Source organism: Amycolatopsis sp. NPDC059235 (assembly GCF_042754125.1).
GTDB classification, from domain to species: Bacteria; Actinomycetota; Actinomycetes; order Mycobacteriales; family Pseudonocardiaceae; genus Amycolatopsis; species Amycolatopsis albidoflava.
Genome location: NZ_JBHZAG010000003.1, coordinates 223,800 through 246,766, shown reverse-complemented (window position 1 = coordinate 246,766; position 22,967 = coordinate 223,800). Strand labels below are relative to the sequence as shown.

The window sequence follows — 22,967 nt, the reverse complement described above, 5'->3', positions numbered from 1 at the left end:
TGGATGTGGGCAGACCAAGCACTCCCTCGACGAAGGACGCGTATGAGCATCCGGCATACCCAAGACTTCGCCGGAGCGGCGGAATCAGCGCCAGAAGTCCGCCGAGACGGCGGATTTCGCCCGGACGAAAGCAATGGGGGTCGGATAGTGAACGCAGGCTCGGCAGGCGACGGGAAGGCCGGGAACCGGCGCAATGGTCTGAGCCGCCCGCGGCCGCCTCGGCGACGGCGCGTGTCCCCGGGTTTTCCGCCCGCTCGGTGCCGGGAAGTCCCGGCGTTCGACGGGAAAAGACCAACAAGGCAAAGGCATTCCAGGTGAGATCAATGCGACTAAACTTGCCTGACACCGCCTCGGTGGCCAGTCTGAAGGAATTCGCCGCAGCCGGTGCGGACGTGCCGCGCGAAAACGCCGAGACGCGAGAAGAGAACGGCCTCCGTCCGGAAGGCACCGCGACCGTCTCGCTTCCCGGCTTCGCCGTCGGCACCCTGGCCGCGGTGCCCGCGCACGGCCTCGATCCGGCTGTCGAGTGCGGCGCGAACGGCCTTCGCTCGGCGACCGAAGCGCCGCACACTGTGGCGATCTACGCGCTGGGCAATTTCCGGGTCATCCGAAACGGCGTCGCCGTGCCGAGGACGGCGTGGCAGTCACGCAAGGCGCGAGACCTGCTGAAAGTCCTCGTTTCGCGCAGCAGGCCCGCGCCCCGGGACCAGTTGATGGAAGTCCTGTGGCCAGGCGTCGACCCCGGCAAGTCCAGCAACCGGTTGTCGGTGCTGCTCAGTACCGTGCGACAGGTCCTGCAGCCGGCCAAAGATGATCCGCAGCCGCTGCTCACCGACGGCACGTCCGTCTGGCTGGACTCGGCTTTGGTGAGCATCGACGTCGCGGAGTTCCGCAGCACCGCAATCTCCGCGGTGGAAGCGCATCGCGCCGGCCGGACCGATGCCGTGGCCCGCATGTACCGGGCCGCCGGCCTATACACGGGAGACTTCCTCGAAGACGATCCCTATGCCGACTGGGCACAACACACGGTCGAAGAACTGCGCGCTTTGCACCAGGCGGTGCTGCGCGCCCTGATCCACCACTGCCAGGCGAACGGCGACGTGGACGAGGTTGTCCGCCACACCTTGCGCCTCTTCGAGGACGACCCCTACGACGAACAGGCGCACTTGAACCTGATCAAGGTACTGATCACAGCGGGCCGGATCGGAGAAGCGCGCCGCCGCCACGACATTTATCGCCGCGCCATGGCCGAGATCGGAGTCGAGCCCCGCGCGATGCCTGCTCTCCGGCCGCGGACCGCCGCGCTGCCGGCCTGGCCGCCCGCGGCGTTGTGACCTTTTCTGCCGCCTCGCTCGCCCGGTCAGTTCGATCGTCGAACCGACGTCCGCGACCTCATGCTGGCGGACAGGGGATGCGCGGACGGCCTGACCTCGGCAGGACCGAGACCCGGCGCTCGCTGTCGCGGGCTGGCCGATCTGCACGGCCGGACGGGCATGGACATCGTCCTGCCGGGGGACCGGCGCGATCCATTCGGGACTATCCACTAAGGACAGTCCCGAATGGAGTTCAGGTGCCGAGTGTCGCACGGCTGTCCGCTGCGATGGCGGCGACCGTGTCGCGCAGGTCCTCGGCAAGGCGCAGTCGCGGTGCCCAGCCGGTGGCCGACCAGCACCCGGCGCACCATCGCCAGCACGATGCCCCGGCCGAGCGCGCCCCGGTCCCGGCTGACGCCGCACACCGTGGGCACAATGCGTGCGACGCGGCAAAAAGCTGTCAGTGCCAGGGTAAATCGGACAAGCAGCCGGATTCGTCGAATCGCGACCAGTGCCCAAGTCCGGACCGGAATTCGCCAGCGGCCCGCCGCCGTCCTCCGCTATTTGTCATCGACGTAGGACGCGAACCCGGTGCCACCCGCCAGGTGCGGGCTGAGCCCGAGTCAGGCCGTGACCCGGCGGAAACGCCGGACAGCCAACGGGATGAACAGCGCCATCATCGCCAGCGGCCAGACGACCGCCATGAGCTGCGCGTGGTGCACGATCCAGGAGTCGCCGCCGACGCCGGGGTTGCCCCACAGTTCGCGGGTGGCGTTCACGATCGAGGAAATCGGGTTCCACTCGGCGACCGCGCCGAGCCAGTCCGGCATCTTCTCCGGGGCGACGAAGCTGCTGGAGATGACCGTCGCCGGGAACACCAGCGGGTAGACGATCGGCGAGACCGCCTCGGCGGGCACCGTCAGGCCGAGCAGAATGCCGCCCCAGACCAAGGCCAGCCGTAACAGCAGGAGCAGGCCGAGAGCGGTGAGGAAATCGCCCCAGCCGTGGTGCCAGTTCCAGCCGATCAGCAGGCCGACCAGCACCACCACGACGGTCTCGACGACACCGCGGGCCATCTCGTAGATCGCCCGGCTGGCGACCAGCGCGGACGCGGCCATCGGCATCGAGCGGAACCGGCCGAAGACCGCGCGCTCGGTGTCCCTCGCCATGCCGGACGCGGTGTTGCTCAGTCCGTAGGCGTTGACCATCACGATGATCCCGGCGATCAGGAACTCGCGGTAGTTCGAGGCGCCCGGAATGGTGATCGATCCGCCGAAGACGTACCCGAGCAACAGCATCATCATGATCGGGATCACCAGCGAGAGCAGTGGCTCGATCGGTTCGCGGATGCCGTGGGTCATGGTGCGGCGCACCAGGGCCCGGGTGTCCGCCCATGCCTTGCCGCCGCGGCTGTGCACCGCCCGGTCGCCCGGCCGCGGTGCTTGGCCGACGCTCGCTGGCGTCCCGGCACTGCGGGTGCTGCTGGAAATCGTCATGACGCCGCGCCCTCCGGTTCCGGTTCGCCGGCGCGCCGCCCGGTCAGTCCGAGGAACACCTCGTCCAGGGTCGGCCGCCGTACGCCGATGTCTTCGACGTTGATGCCCGCGTCGCCGAGGACGCGGAGGATCTCGTTGAGCATGGTGATCCGGTCGCCCTGAACGGCCATGCTGAGCTTGCGCTCGTGCTCGACCGTCGACGGTTCGCCGAGCCTGCGCAGGACGTCGGCCGCGGCGGCGAGAAAGGCCTCGTCGCGCACGATCACGTCGACCTGGTCGCCGCCGACCCGTGATTTCAGCTCGTCCGCCGTGCCCTCGGCGATCACCTTGCCGGTGTCCAGCACCGCGATCCGGTTGGCGAGCTGGTCGGCCTCCTCCAGGTACTGCGTCGTCAGCAGCACGGTGGCGCCCGCCTCGACGAGTTGCCGCATGCCGGTCCAGACCTGGTTGCGGCTGCGCGGGTCCAGGCCCGTCGTCGGCTCGTCCAGGAACAGCACCTCGGGCGCCTGGACGAGGCTGGCCGCGAGGTCCAGCCGCCGCCGCATGCCGCCGGAGTACTGCGCCACGGACCGCTTGCCCGCCTCGACCAGGTCGAAGTGCTCGAGCAGTTCGCCGGCCCTGCGCTTGGCGGCCGGGACGGTCAGCCCGTAGAGACGGCCGAACATCACCAGGTTCTCGTGTCCGGTGAGGATCTCGTCGACCGCCGCGTACTGACCGGTCAGCCCGATCCGCCGGCGGACGGCGTCCGCGTCCGAGACGACGTCGAGCCCGCTGATCCGCGCGCTGCCCGCATCGGGCCGCAGCAGCGTGGCCAGGCATTTGACCGCGGTGGTCTTTCCGGAGCCATTCGGGCCGAGCAGGCCGCACACGGTGCCCGCCTCCACGGTCAGGTCGAATCCGTCGAGGGCGGTCAGCGAGCCGTAGCTCTTCCGTATCCCTCTCGCCGCGATGGCTGTTCCGGTCGGGGTCACATTCTTCTCCTCGAACTAGCGATGGATCGCTGCCTTCCGAACGGCCGCCCGGTTAAGTTTATAGCATACGCGTAAGGCATACGCGGTTCATGGGAGAGGCGGGCGGCCTGCTCGCGCGACCCCGGACGTCGCTCCGTACCGCGCGTGCTGACCTGGCTGTTCTCCCCGCCGCGGAGAAGCGTGAGCGTCAGTGCGCACTACAATGTGCGCTGGACGAAACGGGCTGGCTAAGTCGACGAAAGCGGACCACATGGGCGATCGGCGCGGACTTGGATTGCCATCGGTGATCGAAGCGGCCTGGGGAGTGCGAGAGCGGCCGGGCAAGGCACGGCAGCGAGGGCTGAGCCTGGAGCGCATCGTCGACGCGGCGGTCGGCGTCGCGGCATCGGAGGGGCTGTCCGCGGTTTCGATGAGCCGAGTGGCGGCCGAACTCGGCTCCTCCACCATGGCGCTCTACCGCTACGTGGACACCAAGGAGGAGTTGCTCGTCCTGATGTCCGACGCGGCGTACCGCACGCCGCCGTCCGCGGGCGAGCCCGGTGAGCCCTACCGCGCGGCGTTGTCCCGCTGGGCCTGGGATTTGCACACCGTCCTGCGCGAGCACACCTGGGTGCTGCGCATCCCGGTGAGCGGTCCGCCGGTCACGCCGAACCAGGTGATCTGGCTGGAACACGGACTGGGCCGCCTCGACGGCAGCGGACTCGGCGAGCGGGAGAAGCTCTCGGTGATGATGCTGCTCATCGGGTTCGTCCGGAGCGAGGCCACGGTGATCGCCGACGTGGCGGACGCCTTCGCCTCCGCCGGAGCCGAGCATGGCGAGGCGATGTCGTTCTACGGCCAGATGCTGGGCAAAGTCCTCGACCCGGTCCGGTTCCCCGCCGTGGCCGCGGCACTGGAGGCCGGAGCGATCGACGCCGAGGACGGCCCGGACGACGAGTTCGTCTTCGGCCTGGACCGCATCCTGGACGGGATCGAGGCGCTCATCCGGACGAGGGCCGGCGCGTCCGCTTCCGGCTGAGACCGCCCGACGCAACTCGGACCGGCTGGCTGTGCCGGTCCGCAGGATGTTCGGCGACTACCGCCGGAAGTTCGGCCTGGGCGGCAAACCCCCAGCGCTCCCTTGGCCTTCGCCCTCAGGTCCTGCCGTCCGCGGTCGCCGATGGCGGCAGCAACGTCGCGGCCCTTGTCTACAACACTTGTACAAGTATTTGACAGTGGTGGCCGTGGAGGTGTTCACTGGCGGAGCGGCACCTCGTTAGGTGAGGCGTCTGTCCGGACACAGGCCACTGACCCCACGACGTCGAGAGACGCCCACGGTCAGGACACCTCTCCCCGGGTTAAGGGGTGAGGCCAAGTGGCTTCTCGCGCACGGGTGCGCGGATACGCCGGGCAGTGCCAAAGCTCTTACGAACGTGCAGGGGTGCGCCGCTCGCGGTGGAACGCGATCCCCTGTCTTGGCGCGGGCATCGACCGGTTTGGTGCCCGAGACGGCAAGGGGGGTGAGGGAATGAGCCGAAGTCGCCCGGGGCGAAGCAGCCCCTTCACCCTCGCGTCCCCGCCTGTACCCGGCATCCGAGCCTGACGCTCGACCCGCCCGGAGATTCCGGTGCGGGGTTCGCGCCTGCCCGAAACACGGTCGGCCGCAGTCCAGCTGGTCCGTCAATGCGCGAAGGAGGTGAGGGCCGTGAGTCCGTCGCACAGTCGCCGCACATCCGTGATCGATCAATCTTTGGGAGGACTCATGACAAGGATCCTGACCGGCGTCCGCCAGCCGCACGCTGAGACGACCCCGCCGGCCCCGCGCCGTCCGATCGAGCAGCCTCGTCGGCTGCGGATGATCTGGGAGCCGGTGCTCGACGAGAACGGCACGCGTCGGCTGCGTGCCCGCTGGTGCGGTGAAGCCTGATGTGGACAGTGCTGACCCGGTGCCTTCGCCGTCGCCGCGGGGACGGGTGCGAAGAGCTGCTGGCGGAGGCTCGCCGGGAGTTCGAGCGCGACTTGCTGTGCTCGCTCCCGCCGGATTTGGCAGCCGAGTTGCCGGAGGTGTCCCCGGCGGTGCTCTACGTCGGTTTCATCCTGGCCGAGCGCGGCGCTTCGCTCGGCACCTTGTGCGGCTGCCTCGGGGTGACCCGGGACCAGGCGCGAACCCTGCTGTTCCACGCCGGGCGGCGCGACGGAGGACGCGCTCTGCCCGGGCCGGAGCTGTACCCGAGGTACTGACTCCGCGGGCGAGTCCGCCCTGCGTTGATCCAGAGCGTCAGTTCGCTAATGACCTGCCGCACTGTCGGGCCGTGACGGCTCGCTCGGCACGTACAGCAGCAGGTCGAGATGGAAGAACACGCCCGTCCAGAACGCCGGATCGATCATCTCGGCGCTGATGCCCGTTCTGCCCGGCGGCGCCGGGTTAGCCGACAGCCCCTGGTGAACACTGCACCACCGCCGCGCGGCAGGGGGTGGGTGTTGGCGTAGAGCGAAGGTGACCCCGGTCACGACAGTGAACGGCGACACAAGGTCTGGGCGAAAGAGCGAGGAATTCATGGAACGCGAGAACGCTCCGGTCGACGTAATCGTGGTCGGGGCCGGCCTCTCCGGGCTTGTTGCGGCACGCCGGCTCAGCCAGGCGGGCGTCACGTCCCTGCGCGTGCTCGAGGCCCGCGACCGGGTCGGCGGGCGCACCAAGGTCCATCAACTCGGGAACGGGCGGCTCGTCGAGGAAGGCGGGCAGCTGGTCGGCCCCGAGTACCAGCGGCTCATCGCGCTGGGGGAAGAACTCGGAGTGCCGTCCTGGCCGCACAACGAGCACGGAAAGGCCGTGTTCGAGCGGCGCGGGCGCGTCATCGCATTCAGCGGATCGATGCCGTGGGCCGCGGATCCGCTGGGGTCGGCGGATTTCGCGCAGTCCTTGCTCCGGCTGGACCGGCTGTGCAAACGCTGCCCGGGCGATGACGCGCTGGGGACGCCGCAGGCGGCCAAACTGGACGCCCTCACCTTCGAGTCTTGGGTGCGCCGCAGCACCGCGACGGCGACGGCGCGGACGCTCTGGGCCATTGTCTCCTCGCTGACCCTCGGGTCTCCTCCCGGCGACTTGTCGTTGCTCTTCGTCGCCCGTCACCTGCGGCTGATCGGCGGGGTGGAGACCCTCCTCGCGTCGCTGTCCGGCGGTGACGAGAGGTCGTTCACCGGCGGATCGGCGGAGTTGAGCCGGCGGATGGCGGCCGATCTCGGGGACCGGGTCGTCCTCGGGTCCCCGATCCTGGCGATCCGGCAAGACGACGCGGGCGTCGAGGTCGATACGCCTGGCCGCACCTATCGCGCTCGCCGCGTTGTCCTCGCGATGAGTCCTCCCGATCGCGCCGCGATCCGGCTGGATCCGCAGCTTCCGCTGCCGCAGCGGACGATGAGCGAGCGGATGTCGATGATGCACGCCTACAAGGTCCATGTGGTCTATCCCGAGCCCTTCTGGCGCCGTCAGGGCCTCAGCGGCGCGAGCATGAGCGACAGCGCGCCGTTGATGCTGACCTTCGACGACACTCCGCCGGGGGAGCGGCAGGGCACCCTCGTCGGCTTCGCGCGCGGCGACGGCGGGATCCGCGCGGACCTGCCCGACCCCATGCCGAGCGACCCGGACCGGCGCCGCGAGGCCGTCCTCGCCGGGCTTGCCCGTGCGTTCGGGCCGGAGGCTCTGCACCCCGACGAGTACCACGAGATGAACTGGACCGAGGAACGCTGGACGTCCGGCTGTGTCCCGATCTGGTCTCCCGGACTGCTCACCACGTGCGGGCCGGATTACGCCGCCCCGGCTGGGCGGCTGCACTTCGCCGGCTCGGAGGCCGCTCCGGTGTGGGCGGGCTCGATGGAGGGCGCGGTTGTCGCCGGAGAACGGGCGGCGGCGGACATCGCCGCCCTGATCGACGCGGAGGCTGCCGACCGGCTGGCCTCCGCCGGGCAATCAGGCGGTCCGCGGGCTCGCCAACCACGCGAGAACGCGGTCCGCCCGCATCGCCGAGCGCGGGAATTGCGTGCGGCTCGGCCGGAAAACTGAGCAATGGAGACACGGATGACAGACCTCAACGACGCGGTCGGCAGGTCGGCGAGAATCGAGGCGGGCAGGGTGCCGGCGCGCTGGGCGCTCATCGCCGTGGCCGGGTTCCTCGGAACCGTGACGAATGCGATCGCGTTCATGCTGCCGCCCTTGCTTCCGGACATGCAGGCGCAGTACCGCCTCGACGTCGTGTCCGGAGCCTGGGTCTTCACCGCGATGACGCTGGCTTCCGGCGCGGGCTTCGTGCTCATTCCGAGGCTCTCGGATTTGCGCGGGGACCGCACGACGGCACTGGCGTCGGGCGTCGTGATGACCGCCGGCGCGTTGCTCGCCGCGGTCGGCCACACCTACGTGACGCTGGTCGCCGGGGCCGCGCTGATGGGCTTGGGCAGCGGTTCGATGCTGCTTCCGCTCGCCTTTCTGCGCCGGCTGCTGCCCGGGAGCGCGATCGGCAGCGCCGTGCGCGTGGGGATCATCTCCAGCGGAATCGGCGTGGTGCTGGGCTTGACCGGCGGCGGGGTGCTGGTCAAGTACTTCTCTGTCGACACGTTCTTCTACACGATGGCGGTGGTGCTGGCTCTCACCACGGTCGCGCTGGTGGCAGTTCTTCCGGCGGGACGGCCCGCGGCGGGCGGCCGCATGGGCGTGTTCGGAACGGTCTGGATGATCGGGTGGGTCGGAATTGTTCTCCTCGCCCTTTCGCAAGGAACGGTGTGGACGGGAAGCCTGCCGTACCTTCTTTTGGCGGCGGGGCTTGTCGCCGGGGTCGTCTGGGCAGTGGCGGAACGTCGGTCCGCGACGGCGGTCTTCGACGTCAGCCTCCTCAAAAAGCCCTACGTTTCCACTTCGTGTCTGTCGGTCGGGCTTTTCGGCGCGACGGACGGAGCGTTGCTGCTTTTGGTGACTTACTACACCCAGACTCCGGCCGCAGCCGGATACGGGCTCGGGTATGACGCATTGAAAGCGAGCCTGCTGATGCTGCCGTTCGCTTTGTCGATGTTCGCCAGCGGGACCGCGGCCGAAAAGTTCGTCGAGAAAGGCCGGCCCGGAGCAGTCCTCGTGTTCGGCGGTCTCGTGTCCGCTGCCGGTTTCCTGTGGCTCGCGGTGGCGCACGACCAGGCGTGGCACTACCTCGTCGGTTCCGCGATCATCGGTCTCGGCAGCAGGGCCGGATACAGCGGCGCGTTCGCTGTTCCGCAATACGCGGTCCCGGAGGACAAGGCAGGCATGGCCTCGGGGATGGGCGGCACCGCGATGGCCATCGGGTTCGCTTTCGGTTCGGCGGTGATCACTGCGGTGCTCGGCTCCGCCACCGACGCGGCCACCGGGTTGCCGAAGGAATCTCTCTACACCACCGGGTACGTCGTAGCGGTGGCTATGTCGGTGGTGGTTCTCATTGCCACGGGCGTGTCGCGGCTGCGCCACCCGCGCGGGATCGAGATGTGCCCTGCGGCGGCTTGACCGCCGTGATCGCGAGCGAAGGAGGTGCACCTCGGCCTGGCCCGAGGTGCACCTCCTTGGTTTCCCGGCAGAGGTGCTCAGCCGGTGATCTCCTCGACGGCGACCTCGACGACTTCGGCCGGACGCTCGCTGCCGGGGGCCTGGCGTGCGTGTTGGGCCAGGTCGTCGAAGAACGTGCGTGCGTCGATGACCTCGGGGCCGTGGACGCCTGGCCGGTCGACCTGGCCCCGTGCCGCCATGAGCGTCGCCACGGCGAGCGGGATGCCGGTCATCGTGCCCATGCTGTCGTCGGGAACGACGAGAGGACGGGCGCCGACGCGGATCCGCTTGCCGTTCTTCGTTCCTTCCGCGACGGCGAAGAGCACCGGCAGCGACGGCGCGGGACCTGCCGCGGAGCCCATCGTGCCCGGCTCGAGAACCAGTGCTCGGCCGGCCGCCGCCACGTCGAGTTCGCCGGAGCGGACCCGGTTCGCGGTGCGGATCACCGCCTCCATCAACCGCGGGCGGGACATCATGAGATTGAGGGATTCCCGCACTCCGGCACGGGAACGGGGGAGGGTCAGGGGCTCGGGATGACCGCACACCCACACCGGTGCCTCGCCCCGGCCCGGGTAGCTCAGCGTGCGCTCCTCGAGCGGCTGGGCGTCGGCGAGGCCGCCGTCGCGCCAGGCCTTGATCGTCGCGGTGCAGTTGTGCATCCAATGTTCGACCGCCGCGGACGACCGCACGCCGGGATCGACCTCGGCGCGCTGGAAACCCGAGGCGCGCCAAGAGGTGTAGATGGTTTCCACCTCGTCGCACTCGTTCATCGCCAGTACGCCGAGGAGGTTGCTGATGCCCGGGCTGGCGCCGACCCCGATCACCGCGGTGATGCCTGCTTCCCGTGCGTCGGCGTCGAGATCGAGCATTTCGAGAGTCGGCTCGAAGTCGTCGCAGATGTCGAGATAGTGGGTTCCCGTAGCGATCGCGGCGCGCAGGACGAGCGGGCCGAACCGGTAGAACGGTCCCGCCGTGTTGAGCACGAAGTCGACGTCGGCGAGCGCTTCGGCGAGCCCGGTGGCGTCGGAGATGTCCAGTGCGAGCGGCTTCGCCCGAGCGCCGAGCGAGTCCGCCAGCGCCTTCGCGGCCTCTGCGTCGCGGTCGGCGACAAGGACTTCGGCGACCTCCTCGGCAGCGGCGAGCACGCGGCAGGCATGCGCGCCCATCTCGCCCGCGCCGCCGGTGACGAGAACGCGTTTTCCAGTGCGGTGTTCAGCAGCCATGGTGATTTTCAGCCTCCTGTTTCGACAGCGGGAATCCGGTGGTCACGCGGCGATGTCCGCGATGAGTGCGTTTCGCTCGTCCGCGGTGAACGGCCGCGAGCGGCGCGTTTCGACGTCCCAGGCCACGAGCGTCGCGTCGGAGCGGTTGCATACGACGCCCGCGGCATTGCGGAGCAGTTCCGCGAGATCGACGCTCGAACGGCCCACGCGCACCGGCCGGATCACGACCTGCAGCGGGGAGTCCTCTTCGAGGACCTCCTTGAGGTACTGCATCCGGTGCGCGGCAACGACATAGGCGGGCAGGTTGGTGCGCCATCGGTCGCGCAAGTACTCGACCCGCGCCTGTTCAAAAGCTTTGGGGTAGACGGCGGCGGTCAGGTGGCCCAGGTAGTCGAAGTCGCCCGACCACGGGTGCAAGGTCGTCGTCCAGGTCATGACTCTCTCCGCGGGCTTGACAGCGAATGCATGAGCTTGTTCTATATCAAACGTCTGAAATAAGAAACCCCCGACGACCGAAGGGATCTCTTCGTGAACGACGTCAGCAGGCCGCGCCCGCCGGCGGCCGGTCGCGTCAGCCCCGTTGACGACCTGCTGCGGGCGGTCGCCCGGGACGGTTGCCGCCCGCTGCTCCGGTCGCGCGGCGAGGTCCTTTCCACCGGGGAGCTGGCTAACCGGGCTCGTGGCGCGGCTGCGGTACTGAGCCGCCGCGGTGTGTCGGCGGGGGACCGGGTCGCGCTGGTCAGCGGCAGTTCGATCGACCGGGTCGTCTGGATGTTCGGCATCTGGTGGCTCGGCGCGGTCGAAGTGTCGGTCAACGTGGAACTCCGCGGCCCGATGCTGGCCCACGTGCTGGCTGACTCGGACCCGCGCCTGATCGTCTGTCAGGACGCTTGCCTGGAGCAGGTGCGCGAGGCGGCGGCTGGCGACGTCCTGCCGATGAGCGAGCTGGCCGCTGGTCCGGTCGGGCAGGCGGAGCGGGACGAACTCGATGCGGCGCAACGAAATTTCGGTCCCGGCGACCTCGCGACCATCCTGTACACGTCAGGAACGACGGGACCGGCCAAGGGCGTGATGCTGCCGCGCGCGTACTTCTCGAATCTCGCCGAGGTCTGGATCGACCGGCTCGGCCTGAACGCTGACGACATCGGGTACTTCCCGCTGCCGTTCTTTCACGTTGACGCGCACGTGAAACTCATCGCGTGCCTGCAGTCGGGCAGCTCGATGGCTTTCCGCGAACGGTTCTCTGCCAGCGAGTACTTCGCGGACGTACGCCGGTTCGGGGCCACCTGGGCGTCCGGGGTGGGAGCGATGCTGTCGATCCTGGCCCAAGGCGAACTGCCAGAGCCGGGTTCGCATCGCCTGACCCGGATGATCGGGGCTCCGATTCCGCAGATCGCCTACGAGACGTTCGAGGACCGGCTCGGCATTCCCGTCCTCACGCTCTTCGGCCAGACCGAGTGCGACGGCATCGCGATGGACAGCGTCGAGCAGCGGCGGCGCGGCGCGGCGGGACATCCGCACGACGCGATCGATGTCCAGGTGGTGGACGAGAACGACCGGCCGCTGCCCCCGGGCGAGACAGGCGAGATCCTCTACCGTCCGCGCCGCCCGTACCTCACGGCCCTCGGCTACTGGCGCCGGCCTGAGGCAACCGTCGAGGCATGGCGGAATTTGTGGTTCCACACCGGCGATTCCGGCCATCTCGACGCCGACGGCTTCCTTCACTTCGACGGTCGGCGGACGGACAGTTTCCGCCGGCGCGGCGAGAACATCTCGGTCTGGGAACTGGAGCACAGCCTGAACACGGCCGGCGGTGTCCGGGAGTGCGTCGCGATCGCGGTGCGCGACGAGCACGGCGGCGAGGACGAGATCAAAGTCTTCGTGGTCCCGGATGGCGAGTCCCTGGTGCTCGACGAGTTCGTGGCGCACTGCCGCAAGGTGCTTCCCCGGTTCGCGATGCCGAGATACCTCACCGTCACCGACGGCGCCGAGTTCGTCCGCAGCGCCGGGACCGGCGTGGTGCAGAAGCATTTGCTGTCCCGCGACATCACGTCGCCCGAGGTCGTGGAGGTGCCGCGATGAGCACGCCAGGTGGATTCAGCTGGTCGGACGCCCTGGACGAATTCGAGGTTCGCCGCGCGCAGGCCCGCAAGCTCGGCGGCGAGCGGCGGGTGGCTCGCCAGAAGGACCAAGGCCGGTACACGATCCGCGAACGCATCGCCGCGATCTCCGAGAGCTTCAGCGAGATCGGCGAGTTCGCGGTCTTCGAGGAGCGCGACGGGCTCGGCAACCTGCTGGGCACGCTTCCGTCGAGCTACGTGTGCGGACTGGCCAAAGTGGACGGTCGCCCGGTCGCGCTCGGCGGGGAGGACTTCACGGTGCGCGCGGGCGCCCCGCAGGGCTACCTCGACCGGATGAAGGGCGGGATGGGCGGCTTCGTCGAGGATCTCGCCCACGAGTACAAGATCCCGCTGCTGATGTTCGTGGAAGGCATCGGCGGGGACGTCGCGGCCCAGGAGGACAAAGGGCACACCTACCTCACCAGTTCCCTGAGCTGGACGCGTTCTTTCGAGCTGCTCGAGGAAGTGCCGGTCCTGACGATGGTGAGCGGAGCGGCGGTCGGCGGGAGCGCGGCGCGGGCGGTGGCCAGCCACTTTTCGGTGATGACCAAGGATTCCGTGCTCTTCGCCGGGGGACCGCCGCTCGTGCGGCGCGCGCTGGGCATCGAGATCGACAAGCACGAGCTGGGCGGTGGTCTGGTCGCGACGGCGAGCGGTGCGGTCGACAACCTGGCACGCGACGAGGACGACGCGATTGCCCAGCTGCGGGCGGTCCTGAGCTATCTGCCGCAGAACGTCTGGCAGCTCCCGGCGCGCACGTCCTGCGCCGACCCGGTCGACCGCCGCGCACCGGAACTGCTCGAGATCATCCCGGAGAACCGGCGGCAGGCCTATCGCGCGGCCAAGGTGATCAAGGCCGTGGTGGACCGGGAGTCGTTCTTCGAGATCGGCTCCCGGTGGGGCAAGAGCCTGGTCACCGGCCTCGCCCGGATCGACGGGATGCCGATCGGCGTCCTCGCGAGCAATCCGCAGCATCTCGGCGGAGCGATGGACGCCGCCGCGGCGGAAAAACAGGTGCGGCTGATGAATCTCTGCACCACTTTTCACCTCCCGGTCCTCTACTTCGTCGACGTCCCCGGATTCATGGTCGGCCCGCAGGCGGAGCGGGCGAACGTCATGCGCTGGGGAGTGCGCGCGATCCAGTCGGTGGTCGAGGCGACCGTCCCCATCGTCACCGTGCAGGTGCGCAAGGCGTACGGCCTCGCCGTTTCCGCGACGTCGAACCCGGACCGGCTCGGGCTGCGCCTGGCGTGGCCGAGCGGCGAGTGGGGCGACCTTCCGATCGAAGGCGGAGTGGAAGCCGCATACCGGCGCGAAATCGAGGCGTCGGACGACCCCGCCGCGATGCGGGCACAGATCGAGGACCGCATGCGCTCGCTCGTCGATCCGTGGCGGACCGTCGAAGCGTTCGGCGTGGAGCACATGATCGACCCCCGCGAGACCCGCGAGGTCGTGGCCTCGTTCCTCGAAGCCAGCCAAGGCGCGCTCGCCGTGCAGACAAGGAAGAAACCATGAACGAAATCGTCGCCGACTGTGCGGCTTCAGTGTGGAAAATCGTGGTGACGACTGGTGATCAGGTCAGCGAGGGGGACGTGCTGCTCGTCCTCGAGTCGATGAAGATGGAGATCCCGGTCGAGGCCGAGGACGACGGCGTCGTGGCCAAGATCCACGTCGCCGAGGGAGCCGTCGTCTCCGACGGCGACGTGCTCGTGACCCTGGAGGACTGACTAGTGTTCGGCAAGGTTCTCGTCGCGAACCGGGGCGAGATCGCGGTGCGCGTCATGAAAACGTTGCGGCGGATGGGAATCGCCAGCGTCGCCGTCCATTCCGACGTCGACGCGGGCAGCTTGCACGTCCGGACGGCCGACGAGAGCGTGCTGATCGGCGCGGCCCCGGTGGCCGAAAGCTATCTGAGGATCGATCGCCTCGTCGAGGCCGCGCTGTCCACCGGGGCCGAGGCGATCCATCCCGGCTACGGCCTGCTGTCGGAGAATCCGGAGTTCGCTCGTGCGTGCGCGGCGGCCGGGCTGGTCTTCATCGGACCGAGCCCGGAGTCGATGGAGATGATGTCGTCGAAGATCCGGGCGCGGGAGACAGTTTCGGCGGCCGGCGTCCCGGTCGTTCCCGGGTGCACCGAACCGGTCCACCCCGGGCCGAAAGCTTTCGCGACGGCGGCGGCGATCGGTTACCCGGTCGCGGCCAAGGCCGCGAGCGGCGGTGGCGGGAAGGGGTTTCGCGTGGCCGCCGGTCCCGACGAACTCGCCGCCGCGGTCGAAGGTGCGGCGGGGGAGGGCGAGCGCTTCTTCGGCGACACCACGGTCTACCTGGAGCGTTATCTCGAAGACCCGCGCCACGTCGAGGTGCAGATCATCGGCGACACGCACGGCAACGTGGTCCACCTGTTCGAACGGGACTGTTCGGTCCAGCGGCGGCACCAGAAACTAGTCGAGGAAGCGCCCTGCCCGTTGCTGACCGATGCGCAGCGCGCGCGTCTCGGCGAGATCGCGGTGCGGGCGGCACGGGCCGCGGACTACTTCTCGCTCGGCACCGTAGAAGGATTGCTTGTCGGCGACGATTTCTACTTCCTTGAGATGAATACCCGCATCCAGGTCGAGCATCCGGTCACTGAGCTGGTCACGGGCCTCGATCTGGTGGCGGAGCAGATCCGCGTCGCCGCCGGGGAACCGCTCGGCTTCGGCCAGTCCGAGGTGCGAGTCACCGGCCACGCGATCGAGTGCCGGATCAATGCCGAATCGGCCGCCAAGGGCTTCCGCCCCGGCCCCGGCCGGATCGAGCGGTTCGCCGCGCCGGCCGGAGACGGGATGCGGGTCGACACCGGCGTCGCCGACGGCGACGACGTCCATCCTTACTACGACCCGTTGATCGCCAAGGTGATCGCCTGGGGCGAGGACCGCCGGGCCGCCACCGCCGCCATGCGCAAGGCCCTCGACGCGACCGCGGTCACGGGCATCCCCACGCTGCTCCCGTTCCACCGCGCGCTGCTGGCGAGCGAGGAATGGGAACGGGCAAGCACGTGCCGTGAGCTGGTCGGGGACCGGTCTTGGCTGAAGTCCACCGACGCCTGGACGGACCGGTCCGGGTGACCGGTGCAGTGTGCACCGCGCTGGGGGAGCGGACACCTCAGATGTGTGTGGCGCGCGCTGTGGCCGATGTCGAAACATGGGCACCGCGCCGGGCGAGCGGCCCGGCGGACGGAGTTCGGGAGTGCGCCCATGGCAGGCAACGGAGCCTTTGACGCCGGGTCGCGGCGGCCGGCCAGTCCGGCCTCAGCGCCGCGCCGCGCCGAGGGTGCTCAGCGCGAGCGCGGAGTCGACCCAGTCCTGGACGGGCGGTGCGACAGCGGGATCGCCGCCGTTCCAGAGGTTCGAGCCGAGCACTTCGTAGCTGGCGTAACCGTCGATGACCGCCACCAGGTGGTCGCCGATCTGCCTCGCCCGGGACGTGGGCAGGCCGCGCGCGTCCAGCGCGGCGCGCACGTGGTCCTCGACCGTCGAGCGCCACGACTTGAGGTAGTTGAGCATTTCCTCCCCGAGCTTGTCCGGGGAGCTGGCCGCTTCGGCGTAGAAGAACAGCGTGATCCGGGCGAAGGCCACCGACGGCCCGTCGAGCGGCAGGTGCGCGGCGAGGATGCGGACCAGCCGCTCGACCGGTTCCAGTTCGGTGTCCTCGGCGATCGCGGCCAGCCGGCGGCCGGAGAGCCAGAACGTATGCCGGAAGGCCAGCCGCAGCAGGTCGTCTCGGCCGCCGACGTAGTGGTTCAGCACGCCGGTTGACCAGCCGCTGCGGTCCGCGACCTCGCGCAGGGTGACGGCGGCGACGCCGTCCTCGGCGACGATCGCCAGCACGGCGTCGGCGATCTCGGCACGCCGCTGGCGATGGTCGACGATCTTCGGCATGCGCCTATTTAAACACAACCGTCTGACTTAAATACCGAGCAAGGAGCACGCCTATGACCGTGCCTGGCCTGCCTTCGCGCGGCGGCGACACCGACGCGCTGATCATCGGCGCGGGGCCGTCCGGCGCCACCGCGGCCCGGCTGCTGGCCGAGAGCGGATTCCGCGTGACTGTCCTGGAACAGGGCGACTGGCCCGCTGTCGCCGACTATCCCAGCGACAAGCCCGAACGCGACCTGCTCGTCGCCGGTCCCTGGAACCCCAACCCCAACCACCGCGGCGGGCCGAGCGACTATCCCGTCAACGACTCCGAATCGGACGTGCATCCGTTCATGTTCAACGGGGTCGGCGGCAGCAGCGTCCTGTTCTGGGCGGAGTGGCCGCGGATGATCCCGTCCGACTTCCGGGTCCGCACGCTGGACGGCGTCGCCGACGACTGGCCTCTCACATACGAGGAGCTGCTGCCGTACTACGAAGCGGTCGACGAGATGATCGGCGTTTCGGGGCTGGGCGGCAACATCGCTTACCCGCCCGGCTACGAGCTGCCCCAGCCGCCGCTGCCGATCGGCCGCCTCGGCCGGATCGCGGCCGAGGGCATGAACAAGCTCGGCATCGGCTGGTGGCCGGGCACGTCGGCGATCCTGTCGCAGGGCGTCGGTTCTCGCGGCCCGTGCGCACGATGGGGGACCTGCGGCAGCGGCTGTCCGGAGGGAGCGAAGGCCTCCTTCGACGTCGCGATGTGGCCCGGCGCGCTGGCGGCGGGAGTCACTCTGGTGACCGGGGCGCGGGTCCGGGAGATCACGGTCTCCGGCCAGGGCCTCGCGACTGGTGCCACGTGGATCGACCGAGCCGGGACCGAGCGGCACACGTCCGCGCCGGTGGTGATCGTGTGCGCCAACGGGATCGGCACCCCTCGGCTGCTGCAGCTGTCCACGTCGCCGTTGTTCCCGGACGGGCTCGCGAATTCCTCTGGCTACGTCGGGCGCAACCTGATGATGCATCCGGTGGCGACGGTGCTGGGCGAGTACGAAAAGGACGTTGAGCCCTGGCTCGGGCCGGAGAGCCACCCGATCTGGTCGATGCACTTCGCGGAGACCGATGCCAGCCGCGGCTTTCACCGCGGCGCCAAGTGGACGGCGGTCGTGCTTCAAGGCCCGGTGGGCCTGCTGCAACGGTTCGCGGAGTTGCCGCTCGCCGAGCGGACCGGAGTGGCCGGGCACGAGCTGGTCGAGCGGCTGTACGGCCGGGCGTTCGAGATCTCGGCTTCGATCGAGGACCTGCCCGACTTCGGAAACCGGGTGACGCTCGACCCGGATCTCGTTGACAGCGACGGCATTCCGGCGCCGAAGATCCAGTACACGATGTCGGACGAGAGCAAACGCGCGCTCGACTGGAATCTGGACCGGATCGTCGAGGTCCATGAGGCGGCCGGCGCCGTCTCCACCAAGCGCGTGGATTTCGGGGGCGACACCGGCTGGCACCTGCTCGGCACCGCCCGCTGCGGCACGGATCCGGCGACGTCGGTGGTCGACGGCTACGGGCGCTCGCACGATGTCCCCAACCTGTATGTCTTCGACGGCAGCGTCTTCGTGACGTCCTCCGCGGTCAACCCGACCCCGACGATCACCGCCTTCGCGCTGCGCGCCGCCGAGCACCTGATCGAAACCGCCGCCGGCCAAAGGACTCCGCTGTGATCGATTTCCCTGACGACAAGGCACGTTCCGGCGCGGCGCGCCTCGCCGACCTGTGGTTTCCCGGGACCGGACGATCGCCCAGATTGACCGCCCTGCCCGGCTACGACGCGCTCCTGCGCCGGGCGCTCCAGGCCAATCCCGAGCTTTCCGCGGCTTTCGTCCAGGTCGCCGAGATGGCTGCCGCGACTGACGAACTCTCGGCGGAGACGGTCGCGGGCTGGCCGCCCGAACTCGCCGAAGCGGCCTTCTACTTCCTCAGCAGCACCTACTACATGGCGCCCGAGGCGCGGCAGGCAGTCGGTTATCCGGGCCAGGTCCGGACGCCCTCGGCAGAGGCCACGCCCGACCAGGTGCTCGATGACGCCCTGCTGGCCCCGGTGCTCGCGCTAGGCCCCACCTACGTCCCCACCCCCTCCGCCGATCGAAGGAGCCTGAGATGACCCCCGAGAAAATCCTGGCCGCCGCCCAGCGGCGCATCGACGACCTGGCACCGGCCCAGTACATCGGCGGCGGCTTCATCGCGAGCACGAGCGCCGAGACGATCGAGGTGACCAGTCCCGGCACCGGCACGCGCCTGGGGGTCGCGGCGAACGGCACTGCGGCCGACGTCGACGCTGCGGTCTCGGCGGCGCGCACCGCGTTGCCAGCCTGGGCGCGGAGGACGCCCGGTGCCCGAGCCGAGGCGCTGTTCCGATTCGCGGACCTCATCGACGAACACGCCGAACTGCTGGCCGCGCTCGAAGCGCTCAACGTCGGCAAGTCCTACGCCTACGCGGCCTACGAGATTCCCCTTGTCTCCGACTGTTTCCGGTTCATGGCCGGAGCCGCGCGGACCACGCAGACGCCAGCGGCCGGCCAGTACGTCGAGGGCAACCTGTCCTACATCCGGCGCGAACCCGTCGGAGTGATCGGCGCGATCACGCCGTGGAATTTCCCGTTGCTGATGGCCGCCTGGAAAATCGCGCCAGCGCTCGCGGCGGGGAATACCGTCGTGCTCAAACCGTCCGTGCTGACACCGCTCAGTACCTTGGTCCTGGCCGATCTCGCCACGGGTGTCCTCCCAGACGGCGTGCTCAACATCGTGACCGGCGCGGGCGCGACGGTCGGGCACGCGATGAGCCACCACGACGGCATCGACATGATGGCGCTGACCGGCAGCGTCGGCTCCGGCCAACAGGTCGCGGAGGGCGCGGCGACCACGGTCAAACGGGTGCACCTCGAACTCGGCGGCAAGGCTCCGGTGGTGGTGTTCCCGGACGCGGACCTGGATCTCCTCGTGCAGACGCTGATCGCCGTGGGGTACGGCAACGCGGGCCAGGACTGCGGCGCGGCGACGAGGGTGATCTGCCACGAGGACGTGCGGGACCAGCTCCTGGAAGCGCTCGCGGCGGCCGCACGGGAACTTCGCAGCGGAAACGCCGCGTCGGGCGAGGAGTACGAACTCGGTCCGTTGATCAGCGCGGCCCATCGCGCCCGGGTCGCGGACATGGTGGACCGGGCGCGCCAGGACGGCGCCAAGGTCGTCCTCGGCGGCGAAATCCCCGAAGGCCCCGGATTCTTCTACCCGGCAACGATTCTCGCCGACGTGGCCGCCGGATCGGAGATGGCGCGCGAGGAAGTGTTCGGCCCGGTGATCTCGGTGGAGACCTTCGCCGCCGACGCGGAGGCGCTGGCCAAGGCCAACGACGTCGAATACGGCCTCGCGGCTTCGGTGTGGACCAGCGACCAGGCCCGGGCGCTCCGGTTCACCGAGGACCTGGCGTTCGGCTCCGTCTGGGTCAACACCCACCTCGCCTTCGCCAACGAGATGCCGTGGACCGGCTTCGGGAAATCGGGTTACGGCCGCGACAACTCCGCCTACGCCCTCGAGGACTACACCCGCACCAAGCACGTGATGCTCCCGATCGGGACGCCGCCGGACGCCTGAGCACGACGCCGGCGGGGCCTGGTGCACTCTGCACCAGGCCCCGTCCGAGGGTGCCACGGATGTGCGTGGCGTCCGCCGCACCCGTTGGCACAGCATGACTTCCAGGCCGGACGACCGGCCTGAGCAGATCGAGACGAGGAGCTCACCATGGCCGGCAACGACGCCCGCCCCGAGGCCGCCGACATCGTCATCATCGGAGCCGGGGTCTCCGGCGTGGGATCGGCGTGCTACCTCCGGGACGCCTTTCCCGGCAAGAAGATCGTCGTGCTCGAAGGCCGCGGCCGGATCGGCGGCACCTGGGACCTTTTCCGGTACCCGGGCGTGCGGTCCGATTCCGAGCTGCACACTTACGGCTACCAGTTCAAACCGTGGAGCCACGAGCACGCGATCGCGGACGGGCACCTGATCCGCGAGTACCTCGAAGAGACCGCCGCCGAGCACCGCATCGACGACCTGATCCGCTACCACCACCAGGTCGTGTCGGCCGACTGGTCCAGCGCCGAGGGGGCCTGGACGCTGCAGGTCCGGGTCGCGGTTCCCGGCCAGAAGGCGAAAACCGTGGCCATCAAGACCAAATGGGTCTACGGCGCCACCGGCTATTACCGGTACGACCAAGGCTTCACGCCCGGCTTCGAAGGCCGCGAAGACTTCGAAGGCGACATCCTGCACCCGCAGTTCTGGCCCGAGGACTACGACTACGCGGGCAAGAAGGTCGTCGTGATCGGCAGCGGCGCGACCGCCATCACCATGGTTCCGGCCATGACGACCGGCCCCGGCGCGGCCGACCACGTGACGATGCTGCAGCGCACCCCGACGTACGTCATGACGCTGCCGCGCATCGACAAGATTTCCCAGCTGCTCTACCGCGTTCTCGGCCTGCGGCGCGGCTACGCCCTCACTCGGCTCAAGAACGTGTGGCGGGACTTCTTCTTTGTCGGGTACCTGCTTAAGTTCCCGAACTCCGGGCGGAAACTGATGCGCAACCTCACCCGAAAAGCGTTGCCCAAGGGCTATGCCGTCGACACGCATTTCAACCCGCCGTACAAACCCTGGGAACAGCGGCTGTGCATGACGCCGGACGGAGACTTCTTCAAGGCGATCTCCGCGGGCAAGGCCTCCGTCGCGACGGACACGATCGACCGCTTCACCAAAACCGGCGTCCTGCTGGCCTCGGGCGAGGAGATCCCCGCGGACGTGATCGTCACCGCGACCGGGCTCGCCATGCGCATGTTCGGCGGCATCCCGCAGACGGTCGACGGGGAGAAGCTGGACCTCGGCTCCTGCGTGACCTACCGCGGAATGCTGTTGTCCGGCCTGCCGAACTGGTCCTTCGCGTTCGGCTACACGAAATACTCGTCGTGGACGCTCAAGGTCGGCCTGACCGCGCAGTACGTGATCCGGCTGATCCGGCACCTGGACGAGCACGGCTACACCAAGGCCGTGCCGGTGGCCGAATCCGGGATGGCGACCGAACCGCTGCTCGACCTCAACGCGGGTTACGTGACGCGCGCCGCGGACACCACGCCCAAACAGGGCACCAGCCTGCCGTGGCGGATGCTCACGTCGTACCAAGCCGACAAACGGCTGCTCAAGGGCCCGCTCTACGACGACCATCTGCAGTTCAGCTCCGCCGGCCGCCAGTCGGCGGTCCGCGCCGCGTCCGTGCGCGAGGAGCAGGTCCGATGAACGCCGCGGCCACCCGCATCTCGGCCGGGGACTGGGTACAGCGGCAGCTAGGCGTCGGTATCGGCAGGCTTCCTGCGGCGCTGTTGAAGCGCCTCGCGAAAGCGCCGGTGAACGCGGACGGGGAGCAGATGGCTCCCGAGATCGCGATGCTGATGTCCACTGTCGCGAAAGCCCCGGACTTCAGCGACCTCACTCCCGCGCAGGCGCGTGCCGCCGAGCTGAAGGACGCGGCGATCTATGGCGAGCGCCCGCTTCCGATGCGCAGAGTGGAGGAACTCCGGCTGCCGAACGGCCTCGCCGCGACCCGATACCGCCCGGGGGCGTCCTCCTCAGGACTGATCGTGTTCTTCCACGGCGGCGGGTTCGTGCTGGGCAGCCGGGCCGCTTACGACGGTCCGGTCCGGTTGCTCGCACACCACACGGGAATGGACGTCCTGTCAGTCGAGTACCGCCTCGCCCCGGAAAGCCCTTACCCCGCAGCACATAACGACGCGATGGTCGCCTGGCAGTACGCCCTCGCACAGGCCGCCGCGTGGGGCGTCCCGCAGGACCGCATCGCCGTGGCGGGAGACAGCGCAGGAGGGAACATCGTCGCGGTGCTCGCCCACAAGCTGCGCGACGCCCGGCAAAAGCCAGTGCTTCAGGTGCTGATGTACCCGGTCACCGATCTGGCCGGTTCCCGGTCCTCGAACCGGGAGTTCGCTGACTCGCCCGCATTGACCGCCAAGCAGATCGCGTGGTTCACCGACCACTACCTGCCGCCGTCCGTCGACCGCGCCGACCCGCGCGTGTCGCCGTTGTTCGCCGACGACCTGACCGGCTTGCCGCCGGCGCTCGTGACGGTCGCGGGCTTCGATCCGCTCCGCGACGACGGCCTCGCCTATGCCGCCAGGCTGACCGAAAGCGGTGTCCCCACCGAACTGATCAGGGAGCCGGGCCTGGTGCACGGCTACCTCTCGCTCACCGCGCTCAGCACGACCAGCCGGGACGCGGTCAAACGCGCCGCGTCTGCCATCGCGTCGGCCATGGCGTGAACGCACCCGATGAGCACCGGGCCGGGCGTCGGGACTGCACCCGGCGC

The 22,967-nt window shown here is 69.3% G+C and carries 20 protein-coding genes and 1 riboswitch; of the genes, 15 read left to right on the top strand and 5 right to left on the bottom strand.

What is annotated here, in order from left to right:
- The first annotated feature begins 257 nt into the window (after positions 1 to 257).
- Positions 258 to 1,334, top strand: coding sequence for a BTAD domain-containing putative transcriptional regulator (locus tag ACFXI3_RS03605; protein WP_378397809.1), 1,077 nt, complete (start codon positions 258 to 260; stop codon positions 1,332 to 1,334).
- 602 nt (positions 1,335 to 1,936) lie between these two features.
- On the opposite strand, the gene ACFXI3_RS03600 is transcribed toward ACFXI3_RS03605, so the two are convergent.
- Together ACFXI3_RS03600 and ACFXI3_RS03595 are read right to left on the bottom strand one after the other, a co-directional pair.
- Positions 1,937 to 2,809 (bottom strand): ABC transporter permease, encoded by an 873-nt coding sequence (locus ACFXI3_RS03600; RefSeq protein WP_378397808.1) that lies wholly within the window; start codon positions 2,807 to 2,809, stop codon positions 1,937 to 1,939.
- Positions 2,806 to 3,780, bottom strand: coding sequence for an ATP-binding cassette domain-containing protein (locus ACFXI3_RS03595; RefSeq protein WP_378397807.1), 975 nt, complete (start codon positions 3,778 to 3,780; stop codon positions 2,806 to 2,808). The genes ACFXI3_RS03600 and ACFXI3_RS03595 overlap by 4 nt, the downstream gene beginning before the upstream one ends.
- 283 nt (positions 3,781 to 4,063) lie before the next feature.
- Here ACFXI3_RS03595 and ACFXI3_RS03590 point away from each other — a divergent pair, with 283 nt between their 5' ends.
- The 5 genes from ACFXI3_RS03590 to ACFXI3_RS03570 all read left to right on the top strand — a co-directional run bounded on the left by ACFXI3_RS03590 (position 4,064) and on the right by ACFXI3_RS03570 (position 9,283).
- Positions 4,064 to 4,798, top strand: a complete 735-nt coding sequence (locus ACFXI3_RS03590; protein ID WP_378397805.1) for a TetR/AcrR family transcriptional regulator — start codon at positions 4,064 to 4,066, stop codon at positions 4,796 to 4,798.
- 226 nt (positions 4,799 to 5,024) lie between these two features.
- Positions 5,025 to 5,202: riboswitch (M-box (ykoK) riboswitch) on the top strand.
- A 319-nt stretch (positions 5,203 to 5,521) separates the two neighbouring features.
- On the top strand, positions 5,522 to 5,686 hold the full coding sequence (locus ACFXI3_RS03585; protein ID WP_378397804.1) for a hypothetical protein: 165 nt from the start codon (positions 5,522 to 5,524) through the stop codon (positions 5,684 to 5,686).
- Positions 5,686 to 6,000 (top strand): hypothetical protein, encoded by a 315-nt coding sequence (locus ACFXI3_RS03580; protein ID WP_378397803.1) that lies wholly within the window; start codon positions 5,686 to 5,688, stop codon positions 5,998 to 6,000. The genes ACFXI3_RS03585 and ACFXI3_RS03580 overlap by 1 nt, the downstream gene beginning before the upstream one ends.
- Before the next feature lie 316 nt (positions 6,001 to 6,316).
- Entirely contained in the window at positions 6,317 to 7,822 is a 1,506-nt protein-coding gene (locus ACFXI3_RS03575) for a flavin monoamine oxidase family protein (protein ID WP_378397802.1), read from the top strand.
- Between the two features lie 15 nt (positions 7,823 to 7,837).
- A complete protein-coding gene (locus ACFXI3_RS03570; protein ID WP_378397801.1) occupies positions 7,838 to 9,283 on the top strand; it encodes an MFS transporter in 1,446 nt (481 codons plus the stop codon).
- A 77-nt stretch (positions 9,284 to 9,360) separates the two neighbouring features.
- Here the strand turns inward: ACFXI3_RS03570 and ACFXI3_RS03565 are convergent, their stop codons facing one another.
- Entirely contained in the window at positions 9,361 to 10,545 is a 1,185-nt protein-coding gene (locus ACFXI3_RS03565; protein WP_378397800.1) for a saccharopine dehydrogenase family protein, read from the bottom strand.
- Between the two features lie 42 nt (positions 10,546 to 10,587).
- Positions 10,588 to 10,980 carry an acyl-CoA thioesterase gene (locus ACFXI3_RS03560; protein ID WP_378397798.1) on the bottom strand — a complete coding sequence of 131 codons (393 nt, stop codon included), beginning with the start codon at positions 10,978 to 10,980 and terminating at the stop codon, positions 10,588 to 10,590.
- A 93-nt stretch (positions 10,981 to 11,073) separates the two neighbouring features.
- Between ACFXI3_RS03560 and ACFXI3_RS03555 the strand changes: the two genes are divergently transcribed.
- The 4 genes from ACFXI3_RS03555 to ACFXI3_RS03540 are packed head-to-tail and all read left to right on the top strand — an operon-like array spanning position 11,074 to position 15,769.
- Positions 11,074 to 12,627 (top strand): AMP-binding protein, encoded by a 1,554-nt coding sequence (locus tag ACFXI3_RS03555; RefSeq protein WP_378397797.1) that lies wholly within the window; start codon positions 11,074 to 11,076, stop codon positions 12,625 to 12,627.
- Positions 12,624 to 14,180: an acyl-CoA carboxylase subunit beta gene (locus ACFXI3_RS03550; protein WP_378397795.1), complete on the top strand. Its 1,557-nt coding sequence runs from the start codon at positions 12,624 to 12,626 to the stop codon at positions 14,178 to 14,180. The genes ACFXI3_RS03555 and ACFXI3_RS03550 overlap by 4 nt, the downstream gene beginning before the upstream one ends.
- A complete protein-coding gene (locus tag ACFXI3_RS03545) occupies positions 14,177 to 14,392 on the top strand; it encodes a biotin/lipoyl-binding carrier protein (RefSeq protein WP_378397794.1) in 216 nt (71 codons plus the stop codon). Before ACFXI3_RS03550 ends, ACFXI3_RS03545 begins: the two co-directional genes overlap by 4 nt.
- 3 nt (positions 14,393 to 14,395) lie before the next feature.
- Entirely contained in the window at positions 14,396 to 15,769 is a 1,374-nt protein-coding gene (locus tag ACFXI3_RS03540) for an acetyl/propionyl/methylcrotonyl-CoA carboxylase subunit alpha (protein WP_378397792.1), read from the top strand.
- A gap of 183 nt (positions 15,770 to 15,952) precedes the next feature.
- On the opposite strand, the gene ACFXI3_RS03535 is transcribed toward ACFXI3_RS03540, so the two are convergent.
- Entirely contained in the window at positions 15,953 to 16,582 is a 630-nt protein-coding gene (locus ACFXI3_RS03535) for a TetR/AcrR family transcriptional regulator (RefSeq protein ID WP_378397791.1), read from the bottom strand.
- A gap of 53 nt (positions 16,583 to 16,635) precedes the next feature.
- Here ACFXI3_RS03535 and ACFXI3_RS03530 point away from each other — a divergent pair, with 53 nt between their 5' ends.
- From ACFXI3_RS03530 to ACFXI3_RS03510, 5 genes are all read left to right on the top strand, one after another.
- Positions 16,636 to 18,273: a GMC family oxidoreductase gene (locus tag ACFXI3_RS03530; protein WP_378397790.1), complete on the top strand. Its 1,638-nt coding sequence runs from the start codon at positions 16,636 to 16,638 to the stop codon at positions 18,271 to 18,273.
- Positions 18,270 to 18,713, top strand: coding sequence for a hypothetical protein (locus tag ACFXI3_RS03525; RefSeq protein WP_378397788.1), 444 nt, complete (start codon positions 18,270 to 18,272; stop codon positions 18,711 to 18,713). The genes ACFXI3_RS03530 and ACFXI3_RS03525 overlap by 4 nt, the downstream gene beginning before the upstream one ends.
- A complete protein-coding gene (locus ACFXI3_RS03520) occupies positions 18,710 to 20,200 on the top strand; it encodes an aminobutyraldehyde dehydrogenase (protein ID WP_378397786.1) in 1,491 nt (496 codons plus the stop codon). The genes ACFXI3_RS03525 and ACFXI3_RS03520 overlap by 4 nt, the downstream gene beginning before the upstream one ends.
- Before the next feature lie 147 nt (positions 20,201 to 20,347).
- The gene (locus tag ACFXI3_RS03515; RefSeq protein WP_378397785.1) at positions 20,348 to 21,886 is read left to right on the top strand and encodes a flavin-containing monooxygenase; all 1,539 of its coding nucleotides are present in this window, start codon (positions 20,348 to 20,350) and stop codon (positions 21,884 to 21,886) included.
- Complete coding sequence (locus tag ACFXI3_RS03510; protein WP_378397783.1) at positions 21,883 to 22,920, top strand: alpha/beta hydrolase; 1,038 nt, start codon at positions 21,883 to 21,885, stop codon at positions 22,918 to 22,920. Before ACFXI3_RS03515 ends, ACFXI3_RS03510 begins: the two co-directional genes overlap by 4 nt.
- The last annotated feature ends 47 nt before the right edge of the window (positions 22,921 to 22,967 follow it).

What these genes read in the sequence shown, in the direction of transcription:
- ACFXI3_RS03600 (WP_378397808.1), bottom strand. Translation starts at nt 2,809, where the DNA reads ATGACGATTTCCAGCAGCACCCGCAGTGCCGGGACGCCAGCGAGCGTC.
- ACFXI3_RS03585 (WP_378397804.1), top strand. Translation starts at nt 5,522, where the DNA reads ATGACAAGGATCCTGACCGGCGTCCGCCAGCCGCACGCTGAGACGACC.
- ACFXI3_RS03580 (WP_378397803.1), top strand. Translation starts at nt 5,686, where the DNA reads ATGTGGACAGTGCTGACCCGGTGCCTTCGCCGTCGCCGCGGGGACGGG.
- ACFXI3_RS03575 (WP_378397802.1), top strand. Translation starts at nt 6,317, where the DNA reads ATGGAACGCGAGAACGCTCCGGTCGACGTAATCGTGGTCGGGGCCGGC.
- ACFXI3_RS03570 (WP_378397801.1), top strand. Translation starts at nt 7,838, where the DNA reads ATGACAGACCTCAACGACGCGGTCGGCAGGTCGGCGAGAATCGAGGCG.
- ACFXI3_RS03565 (WP_378397800.1), bottom strand. Translation starts at nt 10,545, where the DNA reads ATGGCTGCTGAACACCGCACTGGAAAACGCGTTCTCGTCACCGGCGGC.
- ACFXI3_RS03560 (WP_378397798.1), bottom strand. Translation starts at nt 10,980, where the DNA reads ATGACCTGGACGACGACCTTGCACCCGTGGTCGGGCGACTTCGACTAC.
- ACFXI3_RS03550 (WP_378397795.1), top strand. Translation starts at nt 12,624, where the DNA reads ATGAGCACGCCAGGTGGATTCAGCTGGTCGGACGCCCTGGACGAATTC.
- ACFXI3_RS03545 (WP_378397794.1), top strand. Translation starts at nt 14,177, where the DNA reads ATGAACGAAATCGTCGCCGACTGTGCGGCTTCAGTGTGGAAAATCGTG.
- ACFXI3_RS03535 (WP_378397791.1), bottom strand. Translation starts at nt 16,582, where the DNA reads ATGCCGAAGATCGTCGACCATCGCCAGCGGCGTGCCGAGATCGCCGAC.
- ACFXI3_RS03530 (WP_378397790.1), top strand. Translation starts at nt 16,636, where the DNA reads ATGACCGTGCCTGGCCTGCCTTCGCGCGGCGGCGACACCGACGCGCTG.
- ACFXI3_RS03520 (WP_378397786.1), top strand. Translation starts at nt 18,710, where the DNA reads ATGACCCCCGAGAAAATCCTGGCCGCCGCCCAGCGGCGCATCGACGAC.
- ACFXI3_RS03515 (WP_378397785.1), top strand. Translation starts at nt 20,348, where the DNA reads ATGGCCGGCAACGACGCCCGCCCCGAGGCCGCCGACATCGTCATCATC.
- ACFXI3_RS03510 (WP_378397783.1), top strand. Translation starts at nt 21,883, where the DNA reads ATGAACGCCGCGGCCACCCGCATCTCGGCCGGGGACTGGGTACAGCGG.